This is a genomic window from Candidatus Thorarchaeota archaeon, from assembly GCA_013388835.1.
Taxonomy (GTDB): Archaea; Asgardarchaeota; Thorarchaeia; order Thorarchaeales; family Thorarchaeaceae; genus JACAEL01.
In genome coordinates, this window is the sequence record JACAEL010000014.1 from 213977 (window position 1) to 235004 (window position 21028).

Genomic DNA, 21028 nt, shown 5'->3' on the forward strand with positions numbered 1-21028 from the left:
GTCGCTGTTCACATACGGTCTACTACCGGTATACCAAGGAGTGCCATGCAGTTCGCCATTGTTGTCTTGAATGCCTTGACCAGCTCAAGTCTGGCTGCTGCCACGTGAGGTTCTGCCTTGAGGACCGGGCAGGTGTCGTAGAACTTGCTGAAGAGTGTGGCGAGTCCGTTGCAATACGCCGCTATTCTGTTGGAAGTGAAAGACGTACCCCAGACACTCTGCCTCATTCCTCTGACGACCTCCAGCACCTCATCCGGGAACCGCGCAATGGCCTTCACAAGGCTGAACTCGGCCTCGGAGCTGATAGCGCGAAAGTCCGGCATTGGCAGTGTTTCCCCCTCAGCTCTCTCCAATATCCTCTGCGCCCTAGCGTATGAGTACTGCAGATACGGCCCCGTGTCACCGTCAAAGTCAAGTACTTCTCCCCATCTGAAAGTGATTTTCCTCTCTGGTGATGCCTTCAGCATGAAGTAACGGAGGGCACCAACTGCGACTTCTCTTGCAACTCGGGCTTTGAACTCATCGTCCTCATCCGGGTTCCGCTTCGCGACCTCTTCTCTGGCAAGCTCCTCGGCCTTGTCAAGCACCTCGTCACAGGTGTGGCCCAGCCACGTCCCCTTTCTGCCCGAGAATGCTGTTTCTTCGAGTCCGACAAACTCGTATGCAATATGACGGGAGTTCTCACTCTGCTTCTTATACCCCATCAGTGCGAGAAGGGTATAGATCAGCTTCTGGGGGTGCGCCTGTCCAGAGGCTATGACGTTGAACACGTAGTCGAACTGACCGAGGTCGTGTCTCTCTCCTCGAAGTACTGAACGATAGACGGGCTTGCCATTCGGCTGCATCTCAAAGAGTTCGTACTGGAACGGGTCTTTGGTGATGCCAAACTTCCACATCTGAAATACGAGGTCTGCACCGGTATATGTCCTTGTGCCGTCAGAGCGAAAGAGTATCTTCTGGGTCTCCTTCATCTCTCTGAACTCTTCAATTGTCTCTAGGTTGGCGACGATGCAGCCTGCCTTGTCCCCCTCTTGTGGCATGCTAATGAAGTCATGTCTTAGCAGTTCCTGCTTTGCTGACTCCAGAAGCCCACTGTGCGCTATGACACTCTCCCAGATCTGGTAGTCGTGGTATATTCCAAGCCGATACGATGTCTGGTTCTGCGCTCTCACACATTCTGAGACCATCTTTTCTGCAAATGCGGACATCTCTGAGGAGGGGTCCTCGAGTTCTCTGGATATCTGACGTACTCCCTCCTCGACCGTCTTGTCCCCTTCGTATTCGGCCTGCACTTCAACATACAGCTTTCCGAGATAGTGGTCGTACTTCTGCTTCCCTTTCTTCTTCTTTGTCCTGCGAAGCTTCCAAGCGACTTGTGCTATCTGCAACCCCAGGTTGTTGATGTAGTCAATCCTGAGTACTTCATAGCCAGTGGCCTCCAGGATATTGGCAAGAGAGTCGCCGATGATGGCGTTGCGGGCATGACCTATGTGCCATGGCTTCGAAGGGTTGACTGCAGGTGACTCTATCAGCGCCCTATTGCCCTTGAATGTGTCCGTGTGGCCATATCTGTTCTGGAGGGCAGTCACAGCACCTATTGTGAGTTCGGTCAGGACACCCCGGTCCACGAAGAGGTTGATGTAGGGTCCGCTTACCTCAACCCTGGAGAAGAGCGGCCTACTCACTAACAGCGACTGAAGCCTTGTGCCCACATCCTTGGCTATGACTGCAGGGTTCTTCTTCAGCTTCTTGGCCAACAGAAACGCAACGGTCGTGGCGATGTCACCAAGACTGGGGTCTGGTGGCACCTCCAATGCGCTCTCAACCGCCTCTGTCTCAAGTGATGTAGCCTCCGCTATCACATTGACCGCAGAGTTCACCACGTCTCTCCAAGGGTTGTTCGAACTTTCAGTCCGCACCGCTCTGGTCACCTTGCTGGCTGTCGTCTGCGACTTCACCGTTCATAAACGATGCGATGCTTGTTAGGAGTCTCTGGTCCAGACTCCGGCCCCTTCTGGACATGCTTGTTTCTGCTCGCTGCTCTCCGTTCCGCTTATCAAAAGGTGCTACGTTTGTCGTCTGTCTGTACGGAATCGTTAGCCCTATAATTCTCAATTGGCTTATTATCTATTGTATATAAACCGTGCAAACCCTTATTTATGTTTGCTGATTGGGCATAGTGTTCTCTCATCAGAGAACTCTCCCCGCTTCCGCGTCACGAACGTTGTCCGCCATGCGCCGTGGTGGACATCTCGCATAGGTTCCTAGACAGCTCTGATCGATCAGTGATCATCGACGGGCCTGCATGGAGATGGTTGCACTGGCCAGCAGACAACAAAAACCACGAAGAACCGTTGACAACAGCCTCAGTCCCCCCGGCTACGTCTGTCCTGCGTGTAACTCCACTGAAATCTTCATTGACGTATCCCGTGGCGAAGCAACATGTGCGAATTGCGGTCTTGTTCTGTCCGACCACTCGATTGACATGGGTCCAGAGTGGCGTGCCTTCACTGCTGACGAGCAGAATGCAAGACAGCGAGTCGGAGGCCCGACAGACTGGAGCAAGTTCGATCAAGGTCTGACGACCATAATCGGACGGCAGAACGTTGATGCATCAGGACGCAAACTGACATCAACTCGCAGAGCGCAGATTCACCGTCTGCGCAAGTGGCAGATTCGAACAAAGGTGCACTCCTCTGACAAGCGCAATCTCGCTGTAGCCATGACCGAGCTTCACCGCATCAGCTCTCAGCTCAGTATACCCTACTCGATTCGTGAGACCTCCGCGGTGCTGTACAGAAAGGCGTTGAGGAAGCGCCTGACTCGTGGTCGTACTATCTTGGGAATGATTGCGGCATCACTGTACTTGGCATGTCGTATTCATCAGGTCCCCCGCCCACTGGAAGAGGTGGTTGATCAGATTCACATCACAAGGAAAGAGCTCAGCCTCTGTGTGAGACTGATCCTTCGCCATCTGAATCTGAAGATTCCCTTCTCCAACCCGATTGAGTTCGTTCATCGCTTTGGCACTGAGCTCAATCTGCCGGGGGAGGCCAAGAAGAAGGCCATCGACATACTGAACATGGCACGCGAAGAGCGGCTCACGATAGGGAAGGACCCAAAGGGCATGGCCGCTGCAGCGATATACATCTCAAGTATCCTCACAGGTGCCAGACGCACCCAGCTTGAGATAGCTCGCACAGCCAGAGTCACTGAGGTGACAGTGCGGAATCGCTACAAGGAAATCGTCCTGAAGCTTGGAATCACTACCAATGAGTAGTACCAAAAAGGCGACCCGATACTGTTCGGGCCGCCCTCCATTTTCGTTGCATGGCTCAGAGTGATACTCACGGGCATCCAGACCTGCGGACTGCCGATACAGTGACATGAGTCATGGCGCGCTTCGGAAGGGACACTGAGCAATACCAGTCCCGCAGTGGAATGACTGAGTGTGCTGAGCACGATTCAAAATGCCACCGTCAGCACATCACGGACCTATTCATGCCTCGATGACTCCAGCTGGCGTGCGCAAGACACGCACCCCAGTCCAGAATAGCCTTATCTTGTCTGGTGTGGACTTTGCACCCGGGTGTAGGCAGCTGTCCACAAAGCGTTCCATTCTGGGTGTCTGGTTGATTGATCGAACCAGAGGGATGGCGCTGGTTGCCCGCACCTATGAGAAAATAGAGATTGACATGGATCTGATAGCACCGTTTCTCAGTGCTACGCACACATTCATTGACAAGGCATCCAACGAGTCCCTTCGCACTATCGATACACAGACCAGTCGATACGTGTGGGATGAGACCGAGCAGCTTCTCTTCGTAATGGTCGTGTCCAAGCAGGCCCGGACCGGGCACATCCGCTTCCTCCTGAAGTACGCAATGGATGAGTTTCAGAAGAACTTCATTCCCGAAGGGCAGACTGTAGACCATGTGCTCCGGGTCTGGCACGGTGACCAGAATTCATTCACTGAGTTTGGCAGGTTTCTCGACGAGCTGGTGTCGCAGTATGAGGTCGCAGGTGACGCTCTGGTCATCGGCAAGTCCATGGACTGTCTGGAGGTGTACAACCACCTATTCCGTGCTATCATGAAGGTCAAGACGGACAATAAGACTCGTCAAGAGCTTGTAAGACGGATTGAGGACTCGTTGCGGCCACTGGCTGAGACATACCCTTTCGTTGGAGGGGTGCCCATAGATGAAGCCGGGGTGGAAGTACTGTCCATTGACCCGGAAGCACAAAGAGTCCCATATCACGCATTGCGCGCGGCACTGGAGCACATTCTTCTATTAGTTGCCGATACGACCCGGAAGACAGTCGGACGGGATGCATTCCGCGACATGGTATTCGACAGCGTAATGCCATATGTCAAGCGTGACATGCAGCGGCTGCAGACCTACGCAATACTTGACGACGTGATTCGATACCTCTTCTAATCCAAGCCCAGCATGAGGACCTCTCTTTGGACGATCTGTCCGCGTTTTCTCTCCGGGAGTCTTGTACGTTCTGGTCTTATAGCAACCTCCCTGTTCTTCACAGAGTCCGGAAAGACTTCGCGAGGCAGAAGTGTGTGTACTGTGAAGGCGGTGTTCTCCACCATCTTGTCAAGATTCACGAGGACCGGTCCCTGTTTGCTCACGACCACCGGGACAGTCATACCAACCCGGCCCCCTGGTCTGAGGACGGACTGCAGACTGACCAGACAGTCCCTATAGAGCTCGGTCAGTTGAGCAACGGAACTCTCGGCCTCCTCCCGACTTGGAGCCTCCTCGTAGACTGGTCCCAGGTCGGGTTCGAAGGCGACAGCATCAACCTGTTCTTTGACGGTTTCTGGCAACTTCCTGGCGTCGCCGTGTTCTATTCTGAAGACGAGTTGTTCACCCATCTCTTTTGCAAGCCACACCATGTTCCTCCGGGCGCCTTGTACCGCATCGTGCGAGTTGTCCACACCTATACACCTCATATCAAGGACAGCTGCCTCCATGAGGATGGTCCCTGTGCCGCAGAACGGGTCAAGTACAGTGCAGCCGGGCTTTGCCCCTGAGAGAGTGAGCAGTGTTCTGCAGAGCTTAGGGCTTGTACTTATCTGAGCTGAGATGTATGGCCGTGACTCATCCCGGTGCCGTTGAAACAACGAGTCATACACGGCAATGGTCCTTGCAAGATACATCCTCTCGGTTGTCAGGGCCGCCAGAATCTCTGCATTCGGAGGGACGAGCAGACTGTGAAGAGCGATGGTCTGAGGCCAGAGTGCAGTGCTTGGGCGCTCCGGTTTTCTCTTGTCCGGACCTTCATATGCATAGTATGAGGCCTTCTTGGCACCGAGTTGGGTCAGTCGCCTCTTGATGAACTCATCCAGTCCTAGGGTGAGCTTTCCAAGGTCGACTGGAGAGTCCTTGGCAGCGGGATATGTGCTGACGCCATACTTGATTCTTGCCCCTGCTGGTCGGGGCCAGACCTTTCCAAGCCATGAACACTCTTCTAACTTCTCTCGAGCTTCCTTCACGATTCTTCCTCTTCTCGGAAAAGCTCTGAGGATCAAGCCGAGTTCATAAGACGTGACTACTCTTCCTGTCTTGAAACAGCCGCCAAGCCCCGCTTGAATCTCCACAAGCTCTTCGTCTGTGAACTGGCGGTCTGTCTCTATGACCACACTTGTTCGAGAGTAGTCCTTGACCTTGAAGTCGATACGGAGATCCCCAAGAGACACAAGCAGCTCAGCTATGGAGAGTGTCCAGTTCTTGCCGAGGATAAACAAGTAGTCTGTCATTGCTTAGACCTCTCCAGCTGGTCCACCAAGTGTTTGATGTATAGTGCGCCCTCGATAGGCTCAGGCGTCTCAGATATGAACGTCGGGTTGTAGCCGTTCTCCATGCACAACTGGATAAGCGGCAGTATGTCCGGTCCCCACTCTCCACCCAGCGGTCTGTGTTCTTTCTCGCCCTTCTCCCCATATACAATCCCGCTCACATGGAAGTGCATGTTCTTCAGGAACCTGTCTCCGAGGCTCTCCTCAAGTAACGAAAGGACCTCCCTGTAGCTGCGGCTGTCTCCCATCTCGCCCTTCGTCCTTGCATATAGATGTGCCCAGTCAACGGTGGGGATGCAATACTCTAGTTCAGAACAGAGTCTGATGACCTCCTCTATCGAGCCGAAGTTGTTTGTCTTGCCTGCAGTTTCAGGTGCAAGGAATGTCCCATGTGCAGACTTCCCCGCTGTGTGCCAGACCTCGCTCAGGGCATCTCTCACCGTTACAAAGGCTGACTCCGCGTCTAGTCCTCCGTATGTACCGGGATGGAAGACGACTCGCTTCACGTTCATTAGGGGCGCAAACGTGAGCGCTTGAACAAGCCTGTATTTCGACCTCTCTCTGATAGCAGGGTCCTTTGATGCAAGAGAGATGTAATATGCCGCGTGCATACTCATCTGAACGCCTGTGGCCTTGGAGAGATCACCGACCAACCTTGCCTTCTCCTCATTGATTCGCAACCCGTAGACCGCAGCATACTCGAGAGCGTTTAGCCCAGCGTCTCTCAGCAAGGCAAAGACGGCGTCGGCACTGCCCTTTGCTTCCTCAGGGTATCCCGACGGACCGAAGTACACCCACTGTCACCCCCTGACTCACTGGAGTGTGAATTCCCATGAGCAGTACGCGTCATCGGGATGGTCGTCCGGTGGACAGAAGAGACATCTGGTCTTGATTCTGGGGTCCACTGCCTTGGCGAACTCCTCATACTCAATCATTCCGACTGGTTTGCATGGATGGTCTGGCAGACCCTTCCTCTTTCTTGCAGTCTGAACTCTGCAGCCCTTCATGGTGAAGACTAGCGTCCTGTCATCTTTCCACTCGGTCGTCTGCTCGTTGAGCACGGCATAGACCCGCAGACCGAGCGCTCTCTCTAGTGCCTTGAGACCACCGTTCTCGGGTATCTCGAACTCCTTCATGATCCTCTTTGCTTCTATGGGCGAGAAGATTCGCCATGCCGCCTTGTCCATCTCTATGGCGGCCTCCATCCCATATGCCTGCTCGATGCTCAGGAAGTATGCGCCATCCATGGCTTGCCATGCCTTTGCATACATGTCTACAAGTCTGAGCAGGTCTTCGCGAGTCATCTTCTCTATCATGAGTCATCCGAGTCTAGGCGGAGCTGTATTGCATATGAGTGCTTGGGTTCAATGCTTCGGCTCTCGAAACGCTTTAATCATGCGCAGAGAGGACTTGGACGGGTGTCACGACAGTGGATGCACGAGCTCTGTTCAGCATAATCCGTCCTCAGAACTGCTTAATCGGCGGTCTGACGGTCATATCTGGAATCTCCATTGCATTCTACGTCAGCCCCGTTGGTGTATATGCGGACTACTACTTGACCCTGCTTATCGCGTACCTCACCTACTTCTTCGTTGCTGCTGGCGGAAACGTCGTGAATGACATCTTTGACATCGAGGTTGACCGTATCAACCGCCCTCACAGAGTCCTTCCAAGCGGCCGTATGACCGTCAGACAGGCGTGGGCTTACGTAGTGGTTCTGGGCATACTGGGCATTGTCCTAGCCCTGCTGAATGGAGTACTAGGTGCACTGCTTGTCATCACCTTCATACTGGTCGGATACGCGTACGCGGCCAAGGTCAAGACGCTTGGGATTGCGGGCAACTTCATGGTTGCGTTTTCCTTTGCGTTCGGAGTGATATACGGCTCTTTCATATATGGAGAGCAGACTGGCGTGCTGTCAATACCTCTCCCGACTTGGCTCTTCTTTGTCACCGCTTTCATGATACTTCAGGCCAGAGAGACCATCAAAGGAGCAGAGGACGTGGAGGGTGACACGCTTCGAGACGTACGCACCATTGCTAGAGTCCATGGCCACCGTGTCGCAGCAGCAGTTGCGGCGCTGTTCAACGTCATTGGCGTCGTATGCTATGCACTCGTCTGGTTCTTGGGTTTCGCCAGTTGGGACCTGTGGCTGCTTATGGTAGTCGGGTCCGTGGTTGTGATTGGTGCAGCAGTCTCTCCCATGACTGGCCCCGCGGACAAGAAACGACTACTCATCGGCAGTACGCTGGACAAGGTCGGAGCACTGGTTGGGCTCATCGCGTTCGTCGTGATTCCGCTCTACGGTATCTTCTTCGCACCGTGAGACCTAGTGTGCTTGCCAGAAGGTCCAGATGAGTACAATCATACAGAGTGCGGACACCACCATGGCCCAGAGTGTCGAGGTGTCATGTGCCTCCCGTATCCCAAAGATGAGGACAAAGCCGACCCAGAAGAACGCTGCAGTTGTCATGTAGTCGACTATCACCCACACGCTCGATGTGTATATGCTCTCCACTATCTGCGACCATGCGTTCAGGCTAGTTATGTTCTGTCCTGGCATTGCCGCGGCGATGACGACTACTGCGAGTAACCGAACAACAATCACGGGGACCATGCTATAGCCCACTATAGACCCGGTCTTTCGAAAGTTGCCGGTTCCTCCAGTGATTTTGAACGCAAGATGAGCAAACATGGATCCGAAGACAAGGTAGATGATACCGAGCAGCATGTTGGGAATGATTGAGACAAGGGCTGTTCCCCAAAATGGTGTTGAGTATCCGCTCAGCAAGACGTTGGTTTCGACAATGGTGCCATTCACGTTGACGTTGACTGTGAACTTGGAGGACACAGTAAGAAAGACTAGGGCCATGAGTGCTGCATTGACCATGATTATCATCATGGGTCCTGTCATCTCAGGCCTTCTTCCGATGTCGCGATAGGTTGTCGCGGGTCTCCTTATGACCCCCCATATCCTGCTGATTGGAGTCATCGCACGCATTTCCGGTGCTTCGGGCCTCTTGAGTATGGGGAGTATCCGCTCTAGCGTCTCTTCGGCGATGCTCTCCTTACAGACGGGACAGACTGTTGCATCTGCAGGTACGGGACTGTCACAGAAGACACATCTACGCACTGTCTATCAACTCGGGCATTGGTGATGCAATGCCAAACTACTTGTTGCCTGCGTTTGTATTTAAGCCATTTCTGACTGTTGCGTGTCCCCCTCCTGCCTTCAACAGACGCGCTCTACCACATCCTGAAGTTCTCGAACAGCGGTGTTCTGTGAACGACCACGAATGGGACTATGGCGTCGAATATGCTCGTTGTGGTGTTGATAATCAGCACGTACTCGATGATATAGACCTCCCAGCCTGGGTTGACTGTCAGGAATGGCATCAATATGGGTATGATAAGCAGGTTGAGCGGAATCATGATTGCGAGTCTGATCAGATAACCGGCAATCATGGCCACACCATAAAGCTCTGGTCTTGAGAGTGCCCGGCCTTCTGAGGGCTTCTTGGTCTTAACCGCAAGATATGCCATCACCATCAATGGCAGCGTAGCCAGGAACTTGAACATGGGTCCTATCCCTGTTGGATCGAAAAAGAAGAGCCCCAGTGTGCCTGCGGTTATGCAGATTGCGCCAACATACGGTCCACCGAGAAGTAGGCCGATGATCCAGAATATGGAGACCGGATCGAAGAAGGCAATACCCCATCCCGGGATTCTTGGGATTAGAGCTGCTATCGGGCTGACTGCTATTGAGAGTCCGGCGAGCAGCGCCCCTGAAACCAGTCTCTGTGTTCTGATGTCGTTCAGCAACTTCTCGTTCGGTGAGAGATGGGACTCCTCCGAATCCATGGGTTGAGCCTCTTCAACCTTCTCGATTGTCATGGAGTCGGGGTCACCAAGCCTCCCTTTTAAAGCTTACTCACAGAACACTACTTACTCAGAATTGGGTAGACCTTTGGAGTCAAATGCATCCACAAATCGTTTCGGTCCCGGTTGTGACTCACCACCCAGCTCCGTCTGCGCTCTGGTACGTGCGATCATCTGGAGCAATTTCCTTGTCGGATTGAGTAGCTCCGGGTTGATTCTCCATTCGGCCCAGTCGAAGCCAGATGACAGAGAGGACCTGCTCAGTATGAGTCTTGAGGCTACCAGTTCGTTGAGACCGTTTAGAATCGTGCCGACAGTGACTGCGCCAACTATTGGACGTACCTGTCTGGCTACCCGCAACAAGTCCGCGGTGGTGACCCATCCTCCATCCTCTATCAAGAGCCGCAGTACTTTTGAGCGAACCGGGTCCGATTCAAGCACGCCCTTCAAGGGGGCTAGATTCAGATATTGAGACCTGGGCTGTGATTCGGGCCCCGTCCATGGTCCAGTCGGTGCGCCTTCGTGTCCTCTGAATGTCACTTGGCATCTCCAGTATACAGACAGCGGACAATGACTCATGAACTGAAGTATTACTTGGACGAGTGTGCATGGACTTTGCACAACCCTTAATACAGATGCAAGCCACTGCATGTGATGGGCGTAAAGATGACACAGGACGGATTGAGTGGTCTCTTTAAGAAGGAGTTCAACAAGCCATCCGACCTCTTGTGCTGCGCCTTTGGTCTCAGGAGCAGCGAGATTGACACCTATTTCGCTCTCCTCTCGGGCGAAAAGACCGTGGAGGAGCTCACTGCTGTGGTCAGACGGGATCGGAGCACGGTGCAGAGGATTCTGACCCAGCTCTACAGCAAGGGTCTTGTCGAGCGTGAGACACGCTACTTTGAGAGAGGCGGACACTACTACGTGTATCGAGGAGTCTCTACTGAGAGAGTCCGGAAGGAGATTCTTGACCAGCTTGAACAGTGGTACCGGAACACCAGAACCTTCTTATTGAAATCGTGGCCCGGGAGCAGCCAGCCCGCACGGGAGATGACGACCTGATTGTCCATGTTCAAGACCGAGAGAGTCGTGACTATTACTGTACTGGCCATGATTGCAGCGATTGGTATTGTTGTGAGGATGTTCGTAAAGATTGCAGTCGTGCCCGGACTTGTGGAACTCACACCGGGTTTCATGTTCTCGTTGTTAGGTGGTGTCGTAGGTGGTATACCTGGAGGTGTGCTCGTAGGTACCATCGTGGGCATTGGTGGTGCTCTTGCAGGGGGTGAGCCCCCTCTTCTGCCGATGATAGGCAACATCTGCCTCGGCATCGGTACAGGCATCGCGTGGTATGCTTCCAAGGACCGCAACACTTACCGCTTCTGGGTTGCCGCCATCGTCGGCGGCGCAGTGATTGGCGGCTTTATCCCAAGCATGACTATCTTTGCCTCTTTCACAGAGTCACTCACTGGGGCAGTGGCCGTTGCACTCATTGATGCAGCTCAAGCCTGCTTGTGGGCAATAGTCGCGCTGTTGGTTGACAGACTAATCATAAAGCCTATAGCAGGTCCCTACCTCCACCCGGACACGTATAGAGAAGAGCACCGGGAAGAGGAAAGGACCGAGTCATCATGAGTGGACGGACGATTTCTATCGATGTCAAGAAGGACCTCTTTGGGGCCAACGATGAGGCAGCCTCACAGAACGCTCAGGCATTCAGAAAGCATGGCATAAAGGCCATTGACATAATGGGGTCCGTGGGTACTGGCAAGACTCTGTTGATTGAGGGACTATGCGAGAGACTGCGTACCAAGTACCGCGTTCTCATGGTGGCCGGAGACCTTGCGACGACCATCGATGCTGACAGAGTGGCGTCGCATGGAGTGGACACACTGCAAATCAACACAGGTACTGCCTGTCACTTGGATGCCAGAATGGTACGAGTGGCACTGGCAGGTGTCGACCTCTCCCGGTATCAAGTCGTGGTCATAGAGAATGTAGGCAATCTGATATGTCCCGCAGGCTATTCCCTGGGTGTAGACAAGAAAGTCGTGGTTGTCAGTGTGACCGAGGGCCCATATATGATTCGAAAGCACCCACTGACAATCAAACGTGCAGACATGGTCGTCATAAACAAGATAGACTTGGCCGAAGCACTGCAGTTCGATGTGGACGCGCTTGTGACTGATGTTCGAGAGGTGGATGCAAGTATCCCCGTAATCAAAGTGAGTTCGAAGACGGGAGAGGGACTGGATGTCTTGATTAGAGCGTTGGGTCTCTAGTTTGGCCCCGGACCACTTCCGTTGACCAACTGCTCGAGAGTCCTCCTGACACCGTCTATGTGCCCCATTCCCAATACCACGACTACCTTTCCTGGCACGTCGTCAAGTATTCTGATCAGTGCCCGCGCGACATACTCGTCCCTCTGCTCAATCAGCGCTCTGGCTATGCCTGGGAATTCGTGTCGGAACTCGTTCATTATCTCCTCCACTGCCTTGTCGTCCTTCAGCATGTCCATTATAGTCGTCACCCCGTCGCCTTGGATCTCATCGCTGGCTGCGGGGATTATACCAAGGAATCGGTACATCTCATCCAAGGGAACCTGCATCAGCGCGTTCAGCGTGTGTTGAATTGGACGATCTATCAGTGCTATCTTCGCAGACACCTTCCTGCCCTCCTCTATTGCTGCCAACATCTCTGTGCCGGCCGGTGCACCAGTATGGTCGCCTATACGTGACTCCAGAAGTGCAATCTGGTGTACAAAGTCCTGAGCCGCATCCCCCGTCTGAGATGCAGCGTCAGCAATATCCTGCGTTGAAGGGGGATTCTGAATCTGCTGATACCGGTCTCGGTCGAGCTCCACTGCTACCACATCCGGTCTCACCTCTGCTACCGTCTGGCGAGCCTTCTGAACGCTCTCCGTGTCGGCATGAATGACGCCAACGATAATCAGGCGGGAAAGGTCGTCGCGGGTGGGCATGACACACGTCAGACCTGCAGCCACTTTTACCTGTTTTGGAGCACATGACTCTCTTGCACTACTCGTCTGGCCCTCCATGTGAACGGTGGGAGTCCCTGTCCGTTGGAGGCCGCCGCCTTCAGGAGCGCCTCTGTTGACCTTCAATCATAGCCCCTTGACCTCAAGACCCCAACGCATCGCCTCTTCAGTGCAGAGTGTCCCGACTCGATTAGGCGCCTCAGCCCGAGTCGTTATGCTTCATCCATTCAGAGTCGGAATACGAGATCCTGTGTAGACGCCAGAGTCACGGGGCCCCGCTTCTGACATAATACCTGACATTCGCAAAGGTTTTTCATGGATGCTGCAGCTACTGACCCACACGATAGCCATCAGGATATGAGGGAAGATGAAGTCGGATTTGGAAATGACCTTCACCAAGCTGGTCAACCCGCGGACAAGCGCTGGACTGATTGTCCTGCACTCACTGCTAGACAAGCTCAAGGGTCCTCCCGTTCCCCCCAAAGACATTCGGGAGACCATCGACCGGTTCTCGGAAGAGAAGAACTTCTCCAAGCAGTCAATCACAAACGCAGCCCGTCGACTGGAGGAAGTGGGTATAGTTGCAAGAGATGAGGGGTACTCGGTGAATTATGGCTATCTACTTTCAGTGATGCTTAACGCCCTTATGCAGCTCTCAAGCCGTGTAGGAGAACTCGAGGAGGATCTTGCCGCACTCAGAGATGAGGTCAAGAACCGTGGGTAGGCAGCTAGCAACTGTCGGTCACTTGTCCGCAATCTCTTCAAGGTCGTCCAGAAAGGCAGTCATTACACTCTGAGTCACATGAGGCATTACTATCACTCGTATTGACTGGGGGTTAGGCGATATTGCCATCCTCCATCCCCTTGTCTCCATCTCATCAACAACCTTGTCAATGGGCCTCTTCTTCACCTGAATCGCAAGGATGTTCATCAGAGGTCTGAGCGCGAGCTGGATTGATTGACTGCGCTCGATTCGTTCTGCACCGGTCATGGTCACCCTCATACACTCGGCGACCACTCTCCTGTAGCCCTCCCGTCCAAGGTGGCGCATCACTGCCCATGCTGCAATTATGCTCCCTGCCGGTCTCGTGCCGAGAATCGACCTCTGGAGAGAGCTCTCACCTCTCAGGTAGGGGACCTTGTAGGTGACTCGTTTCAGCTGGTCTGCATCGCGGAATAGGATGCATCCTGCGGGCACAGGCACGAGTCCCATCTTGTGCGGGTCTATGCTGATGCTGGTGACGCCTCTGACAGCAAAGTCGAACTGATACTCACCGAGCCCCAGGTCCCTCAGGAATGGTATGACAAAACCTCCAAAGGCGGCGTCGACGTGAAGTGGTAAAGAGTGGTCGGCTGCAATCCCTGCTATCTCTGGGATTGGATCGACTTGTCCGAGGTATGTGCTGCCAGCTGTCGCAAAGATGCCAACAGTGTCCTTCGTGATAGCTTCCATGACTGCCTCTGGGACTGCTCTAAACTCACGATCCACTCTGGTCTTGACCAACTTCACTCCGAGCAGCCAAGCTGCCTTGTCCACCGACGAGTGGATTGTTTCAGGGGCGATTACCACCGGTCTGGTGGTTCTGTCCTTTGCTGCTTCGCGGGCAGCCAGCATCGCAAGGACATTGGACTCTGTACCGCCCGATGTTGTGGTACCAACTGCCTCGTCCAGGTGCATCAGCTCCCCGAGCATGGAGAGCAGTTCTTTCTCTATCCGCTCTGAGCCCTTGAATGTGTGGAACCTTGCTGCGTTCTTTTCAATCGCCCTCATGAAGACTTCCACACCTATGTCATGTGGGGTCGTGGACATAGATGCCACAGGTCGTCCACTGCTGTAGGTACTGTCTGCCTGAAGAACACGGCCGAGCTCTTCCAAGACAAGTCCTCTTGGCTTTCCTCGTTCCTCGAACATGATCCGGGCTCCGTTGTTGCTGGACGTCACTGATGCGGAGACGAGGTGGAGTTAACAGTTGTGGATTGACCGAAGTAGCTGAGAAGGACTCTGTTGGAGAAGTCAGGCCGGGAGTCTGCAGAACGGTCATCGCCGAGCCTGACCCGTTCGAGCATGGACATCGAAAGGCAGTCCGTGCATTACTCTTGGTCCTGTGGTGAGAGCTTTAGACGACCTACTCAACAGGGCCATTGCTGCGGCTCTGTTGCGCAAGTGAAGTCCGAAGTTGCAGATGGGGTCCGGGAGGTCGAAGCCACTTATGCAACATAGTCCAAGAAACGGCAAAGCTAATAAGACTAGGGCCTCCGCTACTCTTTCCGGCCACCTAGCCATGGCCTCGGTGGTGTAATGGTAACATAGAGGACTGTGGATCCTCTGCAGCGGGTTCGATTCCCGCCCGGGGCCCCACTATCATTGTCATCTGGTTCTGCATCTCTGTTACTTGAATTACTGCCGCGACCTTGCCATCTGTACCGAAGTCGGGCAGTCACTGCTATGTGTTTCTTGGTGACTGTGTTTTCAGTCGAGGCTCCGTGGACAAGATCTTGGGACACTTGCGAAACCTCCCGCCTCTGGTTGTCTGACGAGTCTGCCGGGGCGGCTGCCAGACGGTACACAAGTCTTAAGGCCGTTCGACTCTAGTTCCTCACATGTCTAACATCACACTGGTATGCTATGGGACCCGCTACGGATCAACGGCGGAAGTTGCTGCTGAGATAGCGAAGACCATAGAGGAGTCGGGAGGCGCCGTTGAAGTTGTCGATCTGAAGAAGACGAAACCCTCTCGTCCTGTCAGTGAATACAGTCTTGTTGTTGTTGGCACTGGAATTCAGGCTGGCAAGTGGACCAAGGAGCCCGCAAAGTTCCTCAAGGACAACGCGGGGAGTCTGGCAGGCACAAAGGTTGCGCTCTTTGTGGTATGCGGCTATGCTGCCAATCCCGTGAAGTGTTCTGAAGCTCAGAGCGAGTACCTCGATAAGGTTGTGGCCAGCTATCCCTCCGTCAGTTTCATCAAGACCGGCCTCTTCGGTGGAGTCTTCGATTTTACAAAGTACAACATGGCGGTGAAGACCATAATCAAAATGATGGTCTGGCAACAGAGTGGCGCACAGCCCCCTGAGAAGATTGACTTTCGTGACTGGGACAAGATTCGTGAGTGGGCCCGTTCTCTCGTGTTGTCTTGACCTCTCCTTCAAGACAGACTGTCAACGCATCGAGTGGTGTCAAGTCCCGTGTATATGCGTCGCGCCATACGATGCTCTCATCGCCACTCCGTCATGTGCTCCCAGCTTATGGCCAGCTGCTCTAGACGGAATATGAACTGTCAGACGGCTATCTCTTGATTGCGCTGACGACACTCTGGGCGAGACGCACAAGGTTACACGAGTCCGCACATCTGTTCGCCATCAGACCGACCAGTGTCAAGGTCTCATGCAGCTGTAGAGTCGACCTTGCTAGGACATGCAGCGCGGTCAACAGCCAGGATTGGCACTCGCCACCTGCTCTCTGCATGCAAGCCAGAAGACACGATACGGAGAGAGCACTCCATTCCAGTTCAAGAATGTGGTCAATCGGCAATCTCATGACCTGGAAGATGAGCCATGCTGTTCTGTCGGTGTCCTCGAAGAGCGTTTTCACTGCGTTCAATACCTGTCCCCATGGAAACGGGGCGGGTTCTTCTAGGATCAGCTCCTCCGGGATTGAGTCGGGGCTCTGATACAATGCAGCAGCAGCCTCAACCAAGTGTCTCAGGGTGCTCTGCGCTATGCTCTCACTGGCACCCCTTGCGAGTCTGACCAGTCCCCGAAACAAGAACGCCTTGTACCTGACATTGTGCACCTCGGCCATCATGTCGAGAATGCTTGGCAATTCGTCTGCAGTCAATATGTGGAGGATGCTTCCAAGGACCTTCATCCTTGACTCGTCGTTTCTCACTCTCTTGATCAGTTCGAGGGAAGCTCTCGAGTCTCTTTCCGCTAGGGCTGTGGCCACGCACTCGACTGCCTTGAGATACATGTCGCGCTCCTTTATTCTGTCAATGAGCATCAGCGCCTTGGATGTGTCTCTGCTGGTCAGGAACTCGACAACCTTCAGCAGGGCCGCCGACTTGTAGTAGTCTTCCTTGATTGACTCACAGAGCTCGACTGCCTTGTCAGTGTCACGTTCGAGCATGAAGACAACGGCTCTGGTCATGAGAGCATACCTGTCCCGCTCATTCTTCATGCCTTGAGCTGCAGAAACGACTCTATAGAGTATCCGCGACGCGGCAGTTGGGTCCTTGCTGCGGACTGTATCGTACAGACCCATTAGCGCCAACACCCTTGTGTCTTGCTCTTGGATTGTCAGAGCCAGTTTCAGAGCGCGTTCTGTGTCACTGTACTTCATACTCTCCACGACCGCAAGCATGGCCTGACTGCGTGAAGGCTCTGAGCGTATCTGTTCTGCAATGAGCGCTGCTTGACTTGCACTGCCAGTTGCGACCATCGCTGCAAGCTGTGCCAAGGCCCTGTCTCTCAAGTCACCCTCCATCATCTCCAATGCCAGCCTTGTAGCATGCTCTGGATTGACCGAGCCCAGAACACGGACAAGTTCGAGCATTGCCCTGTCCTTTATGTCACGCCCATCCCGATCTGTGGTGTCGGTCAGACGGAGCACTTCTAGCGCTCTATTGATGTCGGTCGGTGCAAGACTCACTGCAATAGCTGCTCGTGCTGCGGTTTCGGCCCTCCCACCTATCTCTCTTGCTATCTCCAAGGCCTTCTCAAGGTCTTCCCGACTCAGCTTGGCAAGTACATCTGCAGTCACTTGCGTTCTCTTGGGCGTGTCAAGGCGCAACGCGCTCAGCATCCTCGCCACATCAGCGGGTACGTCATCCGCATGTGCTGCAGCTAGGTCCAAAGCCGCGCTTTCGCTCCTGTCCTGCTCCTGAATCAGTCCTGTAACCCCAACCATCCATTCGAAGTCCTCTGCCGCGAATACAGAGACAAAGTGCGAGATTGTGTCTGTCCTAGTACTGTCATCATCGATAGCTTCGGCGGCCCTCAACAGCTTCATGAACTGGTCCCGTGTCACTGATGCAGGGTCGCGCGACGCAACATCAAGCAGGGCGTTCAGTGCCCTTGCCTTTCCACCGTCTGACGACACCTCCTCCAGAAGCGTGAGTGCTCTGTCCAGATCTTGTTCACCGAGCACACCAATCAGTGCTGCTGTTTCCTCCTCGCGCTGAGCCTCGTCGGGGATTACCGAACACAGTTGGAATGCAGCGTCAAAGTCAGTGTCCTTGACGAATTCGACCAGACTCACCAGTGCCTCGGAGGAGCGTGCGAGACCGGATGAGGACCTGCATGTCGAGAGTACCTGCAGCAGAAGCCTCCGTCCCTCGTCTGGGTCATTCTCCAGAGCTGACTCCACAGTCACTAGGAATGCTTCTCTCATCAAGTGGTCACTGATAATCTCCTTCGCAAGTCCAAATGCTCGGGTGGCATCCTCCATTGCCATCTGGTTGACTAGTGAGAGGAGTGTGCGGTCTCGAATGTCAACTTGCCTTATTGACCTCGCAATCTTCACAGCACCGTCCAAGTCCCTCTCCTTGAGCACATCCACCACCTTCTCAAGAATAATCGCCTGACTGTACTCGTCGGACGCGCTGTGTGCCGCTTCGAGAGCTCTCTCTCGGTCCTGCTCCGCAAGGTTCTGAGCGGCGTCCTGCAGCATTAGGTCTCGCTCGTGTCCAGAAGGCATGGTCAGAACCACATCCAGAGCCCATCCTGCATCACACCTGAGCAGAACACCGACTGTCCACTCTATCACCCATGCGTTCTCCGGGCTGTCTTGTAACGACCTCGCTAGACTCACACCATGTTCCATTGTTTCGATTGCTAGGTCGGGGTTCACCTGAAACATCACTTCTGCCGACTGCACATACCTCCAAGCGCGGTCCGCGGGATTCTGTATCCCAATCAGGGCGCTCTTGAGTTCGAAGACCAAGTCCTGTGCCAGTTCAGAACCAGCATCTAGGCCACGCAGAACGCCAAGCAGCAGTGAGGCCCTCAAGTATGTGTCCTGCGCCAGTCGGGCAGTGGACAGAGCCGCCTCCGCATCAGACCGTGACCACTGCTCAATGACTCGTTCCTTGGCCTGCAGGCGTATTCCTGCGTCTCCTATGCTGTCAGTCAGCACAAACGACTCCATGTAGCTGCCTCCCAGTGGCCTCTCAAGCAGCGCCAGCAGTGTCGTGTCTCTTGATGGGCCTTCAGAGAGACGGATGGTGGCGTCGATAGCTGCTCTGTGCTCTTCCTCTGTCATGTCCCAGACCGAACCCAAATCGGGTCCTGCCTGTGTGGCCTCTATGACCTTGTGTCTGAGGATTGGCTCGCCGCGCTCACCCAGGGTCATCGCCCTCTCAATCAGAAGGTCTCTTGTTTCACACTCGGCATCCGTTCTCTCATCCTCAGGAAGCTCGGACAGCTTTCTGCTCCACGAGTCTAGCATATCAAGCACCACCTCGACTGGGACCATCTCTCGTTCATACATGTCCATCAGAAGTCTCGCTTGGTCTTCCAGAGGCAGTACCGTTGCCCCCTTCCTTACGGCCTGAATCAGCCAGTCCCTCATCTCAACCTTCTTGACCTTGCCTGCTACTTCCAAGCATGACTGTGCCAGAGAGAGGGAGAAGTACGGGTCGGTTGTCGGGAGCACCATCTTGAGGTACTCGGGCCTCTGAGTGCCCCATCCATTGACAATCCTCTCCACCGCTCTGCAGACCACTGCAGCACGCTCAGCGTCACTCTCTTCCGGTCTTCCCTGTTGCTTCCTCGCCGTGACCCTTGATATTATCATGTCTCTCATGTCGTGAGCCGGAGGAGTAGATGCCACGACCAGTGCGAGAGTGTCCACATGCAATCTGTCCATGAATGCGTACAGCAGTCTGAATGGCTTTGCCTTGTTACCAACCTGCATCAGCTTCTCTACTGCCGTGTTGAGCCGGCTGTCATCTCCGACCTTCGACAAATGGCTCACTATCTCATCTTCAGACATGTTCCTTGAGGCTCTCTCGAAGACGACCGCATAGTCCTCGGGTTCCATGATGTTTCCGTACTGTTCCAAGATATCTGACCACTGCATATCCTCCTGTCCCTCTCTCACCACGACTGAGAGGGCAGTACGAGTCGCCTCACCGTCCTTGATGCGCCTCAGGTTACTCAAGATGGTTTCTGGACCCCACAGTGACACACCTCTCTTGAACACCGCCTCAATGCTCTGTGTGTCAAGTCGGTCTGCAAGCCTCGTGAGTATGTACTCAGGGTCCCTGTCACCTGCTCCAGCCATGAGCGACATGACTGCTGCGTTGAGCTTCGAGGGGTCTCTAATCTGCTCTATGATCCCAGTTGCAACCTCAAACGTCCAGACCCGTGGAATGTGTGCAAACAGCTCCACCGGATAGGTTTCCGGCGTTGGGAGCTGCTCCCGGACTATGGCGAAGACCGTGGCCTGAGTGGCAGCGTCCGTTACCGTGAGTTCACCCTTTTCCAAGAGCCGTCCTACAGCCTCGATACCTTTGGATAGGTCTCTGGTAGCCTGTTCGGGGTTCACGATTCGGCTCTCCATCTCGGCAACCAGGATGTCTATGATTTCTCTGTATTCCGCACGAGCGAAGAGGTCATCGATGTCGGCTCTGTTTCCTCGACCTATCATGCCTTACAGTCGCACACTCTTGACTATAACCATATCGTGGAGCTTGGCAGTGTGCGTGGTGTTGTCGTCACACTATGGCGAGTGGTGATGGCTCTCCTCCATGGGACTGGGTAGCGAGAAGGTGAATATCCTCACATATTGAATCCCTGCTAGACCTGAGATCTTGTCAGCCAAGTCTTGAATCTCCTCTCTCTTGCCTTGTATCACTATCACCTCGAAGCAGCGCGAGAGTGTCAGATGTACGTGGATTGTTGAGATCACAGTCGCCCTCGCGGCATGCTGTGCCGCAACCATCTCTGACATGAGTTTCGGTCTGTGCTCATAGACGACGTTCAATGCGGCCCCTAGCACCTCGTCCCCTGACTCCCACTGCGAGTCCGATATATAGAGTCGCATCGCGTCCCTTATCGCCTCCGAACGGCCCACATAGCCTCTTCTCTCAACTATCTCGTCGAACTGGTGCAGGAGATCCTCGGGTATCGAGACCCCAAACCTCTTGAGTTCCAAGTCATGTGCCTCCTAGTGACACGATGTGTGTCAGCCAGTAACACGAATTTACCAGAAGTAACACTTTTATACCTGACGCCGGAGCCTCCCCTTGGAGACTCTGTACTATGCATGTACCTGATGGACTCGTGCCGCTGTGGCTGCTCTCCATTCTGTGGATAGTTGCTATTGTGGCACTGTACTATTC

At 54.0% G+C, this 21028-nt stretch carries 19 protein-coding genes and 1 tRNA gene; 9 read left to right on the plus strand and 11 right to left on the minus strand.

The window, feature by feature from the left end; genetic code table 11:
* Positions 1 to 8: 8 nt before the first annotated feature.
* Positions 9 to 1919, minus strand: a complete 1911-nt coding sequence (locus tag HXY34_03185; protein ID NWF95123.1) for an arginine--tRNA ligase — start codon at positions 1917 to 1919, stop codon at positions 9 to 11.
* Positions 1920 to 2305: 386 nt separating this feature from the next.
* On the opposite strand from HXY34_03185, the gene HXY34_03190 reads away from it, so the two are divergent.
* Both HXY34_03190 and HXY34_03195 read left to right on the plus strand, forming a co-directional pair.
* The gene (locus HXY34_03190) at positions 2306 to 3280 is read left to right on the plus strand and encodes a transcription initiation factor IIB (GenBank protein NWF95124.1); all 975 of its coding nucleotides are present in this window, start codon (positions 2306 to 2308) and stop codon (positions 3278 to 3280) included.
* 352 nt (positions 3281 to 3632) lie between these two features.
* Positions 3633 to 4439 (plus strand): hypothetical protein, encoded by an 807-nt coding sequence (locus tag HXY34_03195; GenBank protein ID NWF95125.1) that lies wholly within the window; start codon positions 3633 to 3635, stop codon positions 4437 to 4439.
* Here the strand turns inward: HXY34_03195 and HXY34_03200 are convergent.
* Genes HXY34_03200 through HXY34_03210 form a run of 3 tightly spaced genes read right to left on the minus strand, consistent with a single transcriptional unit; the run spans position 4436 to position 7128 of the window.
* Entirely contained in the window at positions 4436 to 5773 is a 1338-nt protein-coding gene (locus tag HXY34_03200) for a methyltransferase domain-containing protein (protein NWF95126.1), read from the minus strand. The two genes, HXY34_03195 and HXY34_03200, sit on opposite strands and share 4 nt — an antisense overlap.
* Positions 5770 to 6606: a TIM barrel protein gene (locus HXY34_03205; protein ID NWF95127.1), complete on the minus strand. Its 837-nt coding sequence runs from the start codon at positions 6604 to 6606 to the stop codon at positions 5770 to 5772. Before HXY34_03205 ends, HXY34_03200 begins: the two co-directional genes overlap by 4 nt.
* 18 nt (positions 6607 to 6624) lie before the next feature.
* Positions 6625 to 7128, minus strand: coding sequence for a hypothetical protein (locus HXY34_03210; protein ID NWF95128.1), 504 nt, complete (start codon positions 7126 to 7128; stop codon positions 6625 to 6627).
* Positions 7129 to 7241: 113 nt separating this feature from the next.
* Here HXY34_03210 and HXY34_03215 point away from each other — a divergent pair, with 113 nt between their 5' ends.
* Positions 7242 to 8138: a geranylgeranylglycerol-phosphate geranylgeranyltransferase gene (locus tag HXY34_03215; GenBank protein NWF95129.1), complete on the plus strand. Its 897-nt coding sequence runs from the start codon at positions 7242 to 7244 to the stop codon at positions 8136 to 8138.
* 3 nt (positions 8139 to 8141) lie between these two features.
* Here the strand turns inward: HXY34_03215 and HXY34_03220 are convergent, their stop codons facing one another.
* The 3 genes from HXY34_03220 to HXY34_03230 form a co-directional block, all read right to left on the minus strand.
* Positions 8142 to 8945, minus strand: a complete 804-nt coding sequence (locus HXY34_03220; protein ID NWF95130.1) for a YIP1 family protein — start codon at positions 8943 to 8945, stop codon at positions 8142 to 8144.
* Positions 8946 to 9058: 113 nt separating this feature from the next.
* Entirely contained in the window at positions 9059 to 9706 is a 648-nt protein-coding gene (locus HXY34_03225) for a hypothetical protein (protein NWF95131.1), read from the minus strand.
* A gap of 51 nt (positions 9707 to 9757) precedes the next feature.
* Positions 9758 to 10231: a hypothetical protein gene (locus HXY34_03230; GenBank protein NWF95132.1), complete on the minus strand. Its 474-nt coding sequence runs from the start codon at positions 10229 to 10231 to the stop codon at positions 9758 to 9760.
* A 126-nt stretch (positions 10232 to 10357) separates the two neighbouring features.
* Here HXY34_03230 and HXY34_03235 point away from each other — a divergent pair, with 126 nt between their 5' ends.
* Genes HXY34_03235 through hypB form a run of 3 tightly spaced genes read left to right on the plus strand, consistent with a single transcriptional unit; the run spans position 10358 to position 11973 of the window.
* Positions 10358 to 10753: a TrmB family transcriptional regulator gene (locus HXY34_03235; GenBank protein ID NWF95133.1), complete on the plus strand. Its 396-nt coding sequence runs from the start codon at positions 10358 to 10360 to the stop codon at positions 10751 to 10753.
* Entirely contained in the window at positions 10754 to 11326 is a 573-nt protein-coding gene (locus tag HXY34_03240) for a hypothetical protein (GenBank protein ID NWF95134.1), read from the plus strand.
* A complete protein-coding gene (gene hypB / locus HXY34_03245; GenBank protein ID NWF95135.1) occupies positions 11323 to 11973 on the plus strand; it encodes a hydrogenase nickel incorporation protein HypB in 651 nt (216 codons plus the stop codon). The genes HXY34_03240 and hypB overlap by 4 nt, the downstream gene beginning before the upstream one ends.
* On the opposite strand, the gene HXY34_03250 is transcribed toward hypB, so the two are convergent.
* Complete coding sequence (locus tag HXY34_03250; GenBank protein NWF95136.1) at positions 11970 to 12815, minus strand: TraB/GumN family protein; 846 nt, start codon at positions 12813 to 12815, stop codon at positions 11970 to 11972. The genes hypB and HXY34_03250 overlap by 4 nt on opposite strands.
* A 241-nt stretch (positions 12816 to 13056) precedes the next feature.
* On the opposite strand from HXY34_03250, the gene HXY34_03255 reads away from it, so the two are divergent.
* Positions 13057 to 13413 (plus strand): hypothetical protein, encoded by a 357-nt coding sequence (locus tag HXY34_03255; GenBank protein ID NWF95137.1) that lies wholly within the window; start codon positions 13057 to 13059, stop codon positions 13411 to 13413.
* A gap of 18 nt (positions 13414 to 13431) precedes the next feature.
* Here the strand turns inward: HXY34_03255 and mfnA are convergent, their stop codons facing one another.
* A complete protein-coding gene (gene mfnA / locus HXY34_03260) occupies positions 13432 to 14601 on the minus strand; it encodes a tyrosine decarboxylase MfnA (GenBank protein ID NWF95138.1) in 1170 nt (389 codons plus the stop codon).
* A 373-nt stretch (positions 14602 to 14974) separates the two neighbouring features.
* Here mfnA and HXY34_03265 point away from each other — a divergent pair.
* Positions 14975 to 15048, plus strand: a tRNA-His gene (locus HXY34_03265).
* A gap of 242 nt (positions 15049 to 15290) precedes the next feature.
* Entirely contained in the window at positions 15291 to 15824 is a 534-nt protein-coding gene (locus HXY34_03270) for a flavodoxin domain-containing protein (GenBank protein NWF95139.1), read from the plus strand.
* A 148-nt stretch (positions 15825 to 15972) separates the two neighbouring features.
* On the opposite strand, the gene HXY34_03275 is transcribed toward HXY34_03270, so the two are convergent.
* Both HXY34_03275 and nikR read right to left on the minus strand, forming a co-directional pair.
* Positions 15973 to 20334: a hypothetical protein gene (locus HXY34_03275; protein NWF95140.1), complete on the minus strand. Its 4362-nt coding sequence runs from the start codon at positions 20332 to 20334 to the stop codon at positions 15973 to 15975.
* A 72-nt stretch (positions 20335 to 20406) separates the two neighbouring features.
* Positions 20407 to 20841, minus strand: a complete 435-nt coding sequence (gene nikR, locus HXY34_03280) for a nickel-responsive transcriptional regulator NikR (protein NWF95141.1) — start codon at positions 20839 to 20841, stop codon at positions 20407 to 20409.
* Between the last annotated feature and the right edge of the window lie 187 nt (positions 20842 to 21028).

Bases quoted from the DNA above. Each gene is read 5' to 3' on its own strand.
- HXY34_03190 (NWF95124.1), top strand. From the start codon at position 2,306: ATGGAGATGGTTGCACTGGCCAGCAGACAACAAAAACCACGAAGAACC.
- HXY34_03200 (NWF95126.1), bottom strand. From the start codon at position 5,773: ATGACAGACTACTTGTTTATCCTCGGCAAGAACTGGACACTCTCCATA.
- HXY34_03210 (NWF95128.1), bottom strand. From the start codon at position 7,128: ATGATAGAGAAGATGACTCGCGAAGACCTGCTCAGACTTGTAGACATG.
- HXY34_03225 (NWF95131.1), bottom strand. From the start codon at position 9,706: ATGACAATCGAGAAGGTTGAAGAGGCTCAACCCATGGATTCGGAGGAG.
- HXY34_03235 (NWF95133.1), top strand. From the start codon at position 10,358: ATGACACAGGACGGATTGAGTGGTCTCTTTAAGAAGGAGTTCAACAAG.
- hypB (NWF95135.1), top strand. From the start codon at position 11,323: ATGAGTGGACGGACGATTTCTATCGATGTCAAGAAGGACCTCTTTGGG.
- HXY34_03255 (NWF95137.1), top strand. From the start codon at position 13,057: ATGAAGTCGGATTTGGAAATGACCTTCACCAAGCTGGTCAACCCGCGG.
- mfnA (NWF95138.1), bottom strand. From the start codon at position 14,601: ATGTTCGAGGAACGAGGAAAGCCAAGAGGACTTGTCTTGGAAGAGCTC.
- HXY34_03270 (NWF95139.1), top strand. From the start codon at position 15,291: ATGTCTAACATCACACTGGTATGCTATGGGACCCGCTACGGATCAACG.
- HXY34_03275 (NWF95140.1), bottom strand. From the start codon at position 20,334: ATGATAGGTCGAGGAAACAGAGCCGACATCGATGACCTCTTCGCTCGT.